This window comes from Alphaproteobacteria bacterium (assembly GCA_037146715.1).
Classification (GTDB): Bacteria; Pseudomonadota; Alphaproteobacteria; order UBA7879; family UBA5542; genus JBAWWO01.
The window spans coordinates 63,573-70,872 of record JBAWWO010000005.1 but is presented as its reverse complement, the minus strand read 5'-3'; the positions used below and the strand labels follow the sequence as shown (position 1 = coordinate 70,872).

Sequence of the window (7,300 nt, the reverse complement as noted above, 5' to 3'; positions counted from 1 at the left end):
AAAAAATCCAGAAATTTAGAAAATCCCTCAGACCTCACTTATGCAACAAGGTCCAAAAGAACTGCACTAGCAGATCTGCAGCACACTTCTCCTATGTCTTCTCCAGCTCTACCTCAAGCTCTACCTCAAGCTGATCAAGCTACTACACCTGTGGGTTCACCAAATTTAATGAGAGTAATGTTTTCGAGTCCTAAACGTAGCCCTAAACGAGCACCTTTAGAACGACAGACTAGTCAAGAGAGACGAGGAGGGGTGCTGGTTCCTCCAGCACTATTAGTAGAGCCGGCGTTATCAAGTCCTGAGATATTGGGTACGGTGAGTTTTAACGAAACTCCGATAGTAAAACAGGGTGAAAATTCTGGACAATGTGGAATAATATTTGATAAAAACAACCTCTTTGCACTTATAGAAACTGATTTATCATCTAATATATATTTTGGAAAAGTGAAACATACTAAAGGTTTCCTTATTGTTTCTAAAGATGGAAATACCCTTCAAGGGTGTGTAATTTTTAAAAATTCTTCGAAAAGGAAATCTGCTTATGAATTAGAGTATGCCAATTTAACAGGGGGGCTAGCGCGTGGAAATGTGTTAAAGATTTCTATGGGGGAGTGTTTACCAGTTCTAATAACTAAATTTTCTGAAATGTCCGATAAGAATACTTTCTATGCCCAAATTGATGAGGGAGTGGGTCAGGGTAACCCTAACTGGGCCTCATATAAACTTGCTTCAAGAGTGGGAGAGCCAAGGTGTCGTCAGGGAGGTGACTTTCTTGAGTTTGTTGGCCCTACCAGGGATATTTCTCCTTTAGCTCACTCCGACAATCTTGAAACTTTCAAAAACTGGATAATGTCTTTACATAAAATTTGCAAGAAATCTGGTTTCAGATAAGCTTTTCTTATGGAGACTAATGAGCTTGCCTAGTCTAGGTTTTAGAGCTTTACAAGGGATCAGTAGAAAACAAATCCTTATTTTCCAGATAAAAATCTCTCCAAAACTTTTTCATGCCAGCATCAATGGCTTTTTTGAGTCTGTAAAATTCACCCGGTGTGGGGTCAGAGACAGGAAGTCCTAATGTATCCCCATAAATTTGACGCAGCATACTTTTTAGATCTTTGTAGTTTTGTCTGTATTGAAACATGCGGCTTGCTAAGGGATCGGAATTTTCTAATTTTTCAGAAACCAATTTTGACATCCCTTCCAGGGCACATTTTTTCTTTTCCATATCTTCAGACTTCCAAACAAGATTAGATGTTTTTATTACTTTAATCGTTTCTTCATCTGGATCTTCTGTTGAGAGAATTTTGCAATCAACTTTAAAGAATCCCATTTTTCCATCATCAATTGCAATGAGAGCTTTTAAGATGTCTCCGCTACTATAAATGCTAGATTTTATATAGCTTGTATAACCAGCGGTTACAGTGCCATTTAGACAGTCCAAAGCATTTGTGAAAAAATTTATTCCTCCTTCTGAATAATGGGCAGCACTAGATACAGCGCGGAGAAAAAGCTGACGGGCAGATAAAGGCAGCTCAGTGTCCTCGGGTGCTAACTTTAATGCAGGCACATGTTTCAGAGTTTCTAAAGAGGGATGATCTTCATGAAGCATCCGAAAGATGGCGGGATATGTTAAGTGTGATTGAGAATTACTTGCTTTTACAGTTCTGAGCATGGATCGTAATGTGTCCCAATAGGAAAGAGACTTCAGTTTAGGATCGTCTGATCGTTCTAATGCATCTTGGCCAGATAACATGTGGGCTGCAAACATACCATTGTGTCCTAAGTCATGATTTAAGAAATCATAGGATTGGGCAACGAGTCCTCCGTGGGCGTGTTCTTCTTGCACGCATAGAGCTGCAAGATTAAGAGGGAAAGAGTGGTCTAAGTAATTTCTTGCAAAGCGCTCATAGGAAAAACCACCCCCACCTTTCTTGGGGCATAAAATGGCCTCACAACGGAATGGATTCACCATCTCCACATAAAAAGCATTAAACATATTCATATCATTATAAGTATCTAAATCTTTCCAATTATGGCTGGGTGTATATTTTAGATTTTCTTTTTTCCAATCCACCAAAAGCGCTGCTAATTGAGTTGTAATTGAACGCATGCGTCCAATGGTAAGTTGATTTTTCTCAACAACTTTAGAGGCTTTCTGCCAAAATTCTGTCAACAAGGATACGTGTTCTGGGCTGTCTTGAACTAAATTGCGCACATGGCTATAGTGCATACGAATCATAGGAGCAAGGCCAGGGATAATAGTTTTTATGGGGTGAACAGCTGTGGTGTCAACCTCTTCATAGGCTTTCAGGAAAATTTTCTCCTGTTCATTAAGCGATAAAACCCGATCAGTGGGAAGTTCTCTAAACTCTGGATCATAAGTTGCAGCCATGCTCTGTAAAGACAGCAGTAAGGTAAGTGCTAGAAATTTTATCTTCATCTGACCATATCTCCTAAAAATGGTGTTGCTGTGCATTAGATATAGGGAGTTAAAAATCTTTTTCAAGGAGAAAGTGGATAAAGAGTGGGTTCTTTGGTTAGGCTGGGGGGGCCTAAGGATGGGGATTTATTTCCCCGCCAACTTATTCCATTCCTCTTCCGTCAGAATGCGAATTTTAAGCTTTTCGGCGTCCGTTAGTTTGCTGCCTGCTTGGGTGCCGGCAACTACGTAATCCGTGTTGGCGGAAACGGCATTTGTCACCTTTGCACCCAGGTCTCGGGCCTTTTGTTTGGCCTCCTCTCGACTGATAGAGAGAGTTCCCGTAAACACAACGATTTTCCCCTTCAACGGCTGATTCCCGCCTGACTTTTTCCGTAGCGCCGTAATGGTCAGGTGGGGCGTCAAGTGTTCAACCATGGATTGATTATTGGGTTCGGATGCGAAATTTATTAGGGACGTGGCTACAACATCTCCAATACCTTCCAGGCTTTTTAGTTCAGCATAGGCATCGGATTCTATATCTGTGGCCCGTTTCATGGAATGCCACCAGTTAGGGAAAGATTCATAATGTTCGGCCAGTTCCCGGGCTGTCACTTCCCCAATATGTAAAATTCCCAGGGCGAAAATAAACCGATCTAGGGAAATGGTATGGGCAAAGCTGATAGAATCAAACAGATTTTGGGCAGAAAGATCGCCCCAACCTTCCTGCTTTTGTAGAGGGTTTTGGCTGTGTTCGTTGCGAGATTCTAGTGTAAAAATATCAACAGGGGATCGAATTAGGTTGTCTTGCCAAAAAGAGTCAATAGACCTTTTCCCCAGGCCCACAATATTAAAGGCATGCTTTGAAACAAAGTGTTTCAAGCGCTCGCGAGCTTGGGCCTCACAAATCAATCCACCACTACAACGCAGGGCTACTTCATCCTTTTCTTGAGTGATGTGGCTATGACAAATAGGACACTTTGTAGGAAATATAAAGGGGAGAGACCGATGGGGCGCCCCCAAAGATTTCACCACCTGGGGAATCACATCGCCGGCCCGTTGAATCAAGACCCTATCCCCCACACGAATATCTTTCCGCATAATTTCGTCAGCATTGTGAAGGGTGGCACGGGATACAACAGCACCCCCGACCGTAATGGGCTCTAACAGGGCAACCGGCGTTAAAACGCCCGTTCTACCCACCTGAATAATAATGTCTTTAAGATGGGTTTCTGCCTGCTCAGCAGCAAACTTATGGGCCAGGGCCCACCGGGGGGCACGGGCTAGAAATCCCAAAGATTTTTGTTCAGCAAAAGAGTTCACCTTATATACAACCCCGTCAATATCATAGGGCATTTCTGAACGCTGTTCGTTAATGTGAGTGTAAAATTTCAGCAGATCTTCCAGAGTGTTACAGTGTTTGATTAAGGGATTAACGGTAAATCCAAGTTTCTTTAACATCTGAAACATTTTTTCTTGGGTTGGGGCAAGTTCAGACTCTGCGGAGTATGGAAAAAACTGAAGGGGGCGGGCGGCTGTTATTTTGGAATCTAGCTGTCTAACGGATCCTGCGGCTGCATTGCGAGGGTTTGCAAACTGGGGTTCCCCCGCGCGATGTCGTTCCTCATTGATTTTCTCAAAGGCTGCTTTGGGCAGAAAAATTTCCCCCCGAATTTCCAAAGCACCTTGGTGATCAATTTTCAGGGGCACTGTTTTAATGGTTTTTACATTTTCTGTGATGTCTTCTCCCGTATAGCCATCCCCTCGGGTACTGGCTTGAACTAAATGGCCTTTTTCATATACTAGGGATGCAGATAAGCCATCAATTTTGGGTTCCGCCATGAAGCCCATGGCAGGGGGGGCGCCCAGCAGTTTTTGGCATCGGGCTATAAAATCTTCTACATCTTTGTCGTGAAATCCATTGTCGAGGGACAGCATGGGATGAGTATGCTGCACTTTCTTAAAAGGTCCGCGCAAGGGGGCCCCCACACGATTTGTGCGACTGTCTTTTTGCGCCAGCTGGGGAAATCTTTCTTCGATTTGTTTGTTACGCAGGGCCAGCGCATCATACTCAGCATCTGTAATTTCAGGGGCATCTTCTTGGTAATACAAATGATCGTGGTGGGCCAGTTCTTTGGCTAGAGCCTGTAGCTCAAGAGCTGCCTCCTGTTCCGTTAATTGTTTAGGAGAAAGCAATCTATAAAGAGTGGTCATTCAGGGCTCCCTGGCGTAGCTCTAAGGCTGTTGCTTTTGTTTGATTCGTAATTTCCCGACCCGATAGCATGCGGGCCAGTTCGTTGGATTTTTCCTCTTCCGAATTCAGGTAGACAAGGGTGGCCATGGTGCGTTCTAGGGTTGATGTTTTTTCCACCCGCAGATGTTGGTCGCCATAAGCGGCCAGTTGAGGGGAGTGGGTAATGGCAATGACCTGGGTGCCCTTGGAAATTTGTTTCAAATACTTTCCCATGGCGGCGGCAACAGCCCCGCCTAGCCCCGTATCAATTTCATCAAAAATCAGGGTTGAAAGGGCTGTTTGGTCTTTTAGCAACACTTTCAGGGCCAGCATCAGGCGAGAAAGCTCACCTCCTGAGGCCACAGCTTTTAAAGGGCCCGCACTAAGTCCTGGATTCAAAGACACCCAAAATTCTATTCTTTCAGTCCCTCGGCTGGTCCACTGATGGTCGGGCAGGGGGGCAAAATGCACCTGAAAATCAACCTGGGGCAACTTTAGTGAGCTTAAGATTTCTTTGATTTTTTCCCGCAAGACTTTTGCTTTTGCGCGTCGTTCTGACGATAACGCCATAGCCAATTTTTCATACTCAGCCTTTGTGAGCTGGGTTTGTTCTTCCAGATGGCTAACGGAAATGGTTCCCTGGCTTAGGGTTGTGATTTTTGCTTTCAGAGACTCAAACATGCCGGGCAGCTCATCAACAGTACAATGGTGCTTGCGGGCAAGGTCTCTAAGCTGAAAAAGACGTGACTCCAACTCATTGAGTTTATCATCTAAAGATCCTTCCAAATGCCCTTCCAAGGTATGCAGTTCTTGATGGATTTCATTCAGATAATCCAGCATGGTCTCTGTTAAATCTCGACACTTTCCCAAAGCCGTTTCCGATTCAGGCAATTTGTTCAACAAACGGTTGGCGCTTTTCAGGCTTGTTTCTAGATCTGATTCTTCCCCCAAAAATCCCCTTAAGGTTTTTAAGGTTTCTGCTGTTTTTTCAAAGTTCATCAGATAGATTCTTTTTTCTAGCAGAGAGCTTTCTTCATTTTCTTGAGGGGATATTTTTTGAAATTCCGCCACCGTATGGTCTAACCATTCTTTTTCTTGATGCAGAGCATGGATTGAGTTTCTTAAAATTTCTAGCTGTTTTTCAGTGTGTTTCCATAAGGTGTGCTTCTTTTCTAAATCTTGAACTTGGGGGAGTAATTGCCCAAAAGTGTCTAAAATTTCCACATGAGTTTCTGCCGCAAGCAGATTGTCGAATTGACCATGAATATCAATGATGCACGCGGAAATTTCCTTCACCAGATTCAAATTAACCCGTTGATCATTCAGGAAAGACCCGCTTTTCGCAGCATTTTTGGAAATGATTCGTTTCAGGGTAAAACTTTGATCTGGGGCTAAAAAATTATGTTCAGTTATAAGGGCTTGCAAGGGGCCGGATAAAGGGGGAGCTAGCTTAAAGCACCCTGTAATTTCCGTATCAAGATCATGAACGGGCCGCTGGGGGGCACGCCCTCCTAAAATCAAATTTAGGGCCTCTAACACGATAGATTTTCCAGCACCAGTCTCTCCCGTTAAAACGGTAAAGCCCGGGTGAAAATCTAGCTGAAGATCGTCAACAAAAAGGTAATTACGAATAGTAAGGTTGTGCAACATGGTTATGTGTTTCCCATGTTCTTTGTATTTTCAAAGAATCTTCCTTAGGAAATAGATTGTGACCCTTTAGCAGGTCATAAGCCCTTTGATACCATTTATTTCCAGGGAAGTTATGCCCCAGAACAACAGCGGCGGCTTGCGCATCTTTAATCAGACCCAACTGCAAATAAACTTCAACCAACCGGAACAGGGCTTCAGGCACGTGGCTAGTTGTTTCATAGTTCATCACCACAAACTTAAACCGATTCAGGGCGGCCAAATGCATCATCTTTTTTTCATAAAAGCGGGCAACTTCCATATTCCAGCCCGCCAAATATTCCTTCAAAAGATCTATTTTTATAGCGGCATCTTTCGCATAGGGATTTGAGGGGAATCGCTGAATCAGGACCAAAAAAGCGTCCATGGCTTTTTCTGTCATTTGCTGATCACGCTCAACGCTTGAGATTTGGTTATAAAAACATAGGCCCTTTAGATAGTGAGCATAGGGAATGTGTTCATTAGCGGGGTGTAACTGAATAAACGCATTGATGCTGGCCAAAGCTTCTTCATACTCTTGGGCCTTATAATAGGAAAAGGCCGCCATCAGCTGAGCTCGGGTTGCATAATCAGAATAGGGATGTTGACGGATGACTTCTTCAAAGCTTTTGCCGGCTTTTTTAAAGTGCTGCTCTTTAATTTCTTTCAGACCGACCTGGTATAAATCAAGGGCTGGCTTTTCAACGTATTTGTCATCAGAATCTGACTGGCAAGCCGTTAAAGCGAGCAGAAGTGCGGCACACAGAAGAAAATAGATCTTTTTTGTCATCAGTTTATTTTTATTCAAGATATTTGATTTATACATGGGGATGGGCGCAAATACAACCGTCTTTGCGAAAAAATTTGAATTGGGGCCCTGCCAATTTCATCATTCATCATGGCAACGATGCCCTTTGTGAAGCTGTATGCATACAGGGCGCAATTCTGGTCATCGTCTATCGAGAAACTGTATCCTCCAAAAA

Annotated in this window: 5 protein-coding genes; 1 reads left to right on the top strand and 4 read right to left on the bottom strand. The window is 43.5% G+C overall.

The annotated features are described in order from the left end of the window. On the top strand, window positions 1-891 hold an 891-nt coding region (locus tag WCG05_02995), incomplete at its 5' end, for a hypothetical protein (GenBank protein MEI8320962.1). 49 nt (window positions 892-940) lie between these two features. Here the strand turns inward: WCG05_02995 and WCG05_02990 are convergent. The 4 genes from WCG05_02990 to WCG05_02975 form a co-directional block, all read right to left on the bottom strand. Beyond that, the gene (locus WCG05_02990) at window positions 941-2,440 is read right to left on the bottom strand and encodes a hypothetical protein (GenBank protein ID MEI8320961.1); all 1,500 of its coding nucleotides are present in this window, start codon (window positions 2,438-2,440) and stop codon (window positions 941-943) included. Window positions 2,441-2,566: 126 nt separating this feature from the next. Next, window positions 2,567-4,633 (bottom strand): NAD-dependent DNA ligase LigA, encoded by a 2,067-nt coding sequence (gene ligA, locus WCG05_02985; protein MEI8320960.1) that lies wholly within the window; start codon window positions 4,631-4,633, stop codon window positions 2,567-2,569. Then, entirely contained in the window at window positions 4,617-6,302 is a 1,686-nt protein-coding gene (recN, locus tag WCG05_02980) for a DNA repair protein RecN (protein ID MEI8320959.1), read from the bottom strand. Before recN ends, ligA begins: the two co-directional genes overlap by 17 nt. Then, a complete protein-coding gene (locus tag WCG05_02975; GenBank protein ID MEI8320958.1) occupies window positions 6,277-7,107 on the bottom strand; it encodes an outer membrane protein assembly factor BamD in 831 nt (276 codons plus the stop codon). The genes recN and WCG05_02975 overlap by 26 nt, the downstream gene beginning before the upstream one ends. Between the last annotated feature and the right edge of the window lie 193 nt (window positions 7,108-7,300).

What these genes read in the sequence shown, in the direction of transcription:
- WCG05_02990 (MEI8320961.1), bottom strand. Translation starts at nt 2,440, where the DNA reads ATGAAGATAAAATTTCTAGCACTTACCTTACTGCTGTCTTTACAGAGC.
- ligA (MEI8320960.1), bottom strand. Translation starts at nt 4,633, where the DNA reads ATGACCACTCTTTATAGATTGCTTTCTCCTAAACAATTAACGGAACAG.
- recN (MEI8320959.1), bottom strand. Translation starts at nt 6,302, where the DNA reads ATGTTGCACAACCTTACTATTCGTAATTACCTTTTTGTTGACGATCTT.
- WCG05_02975 (MEI8320958.1), bottom strand. Translation starts at nt 7,107, where the DNA reads ATGACAAAAAAGATCTATTTTCTTCTGTGTGCCGCACTTCTGCTCGCT.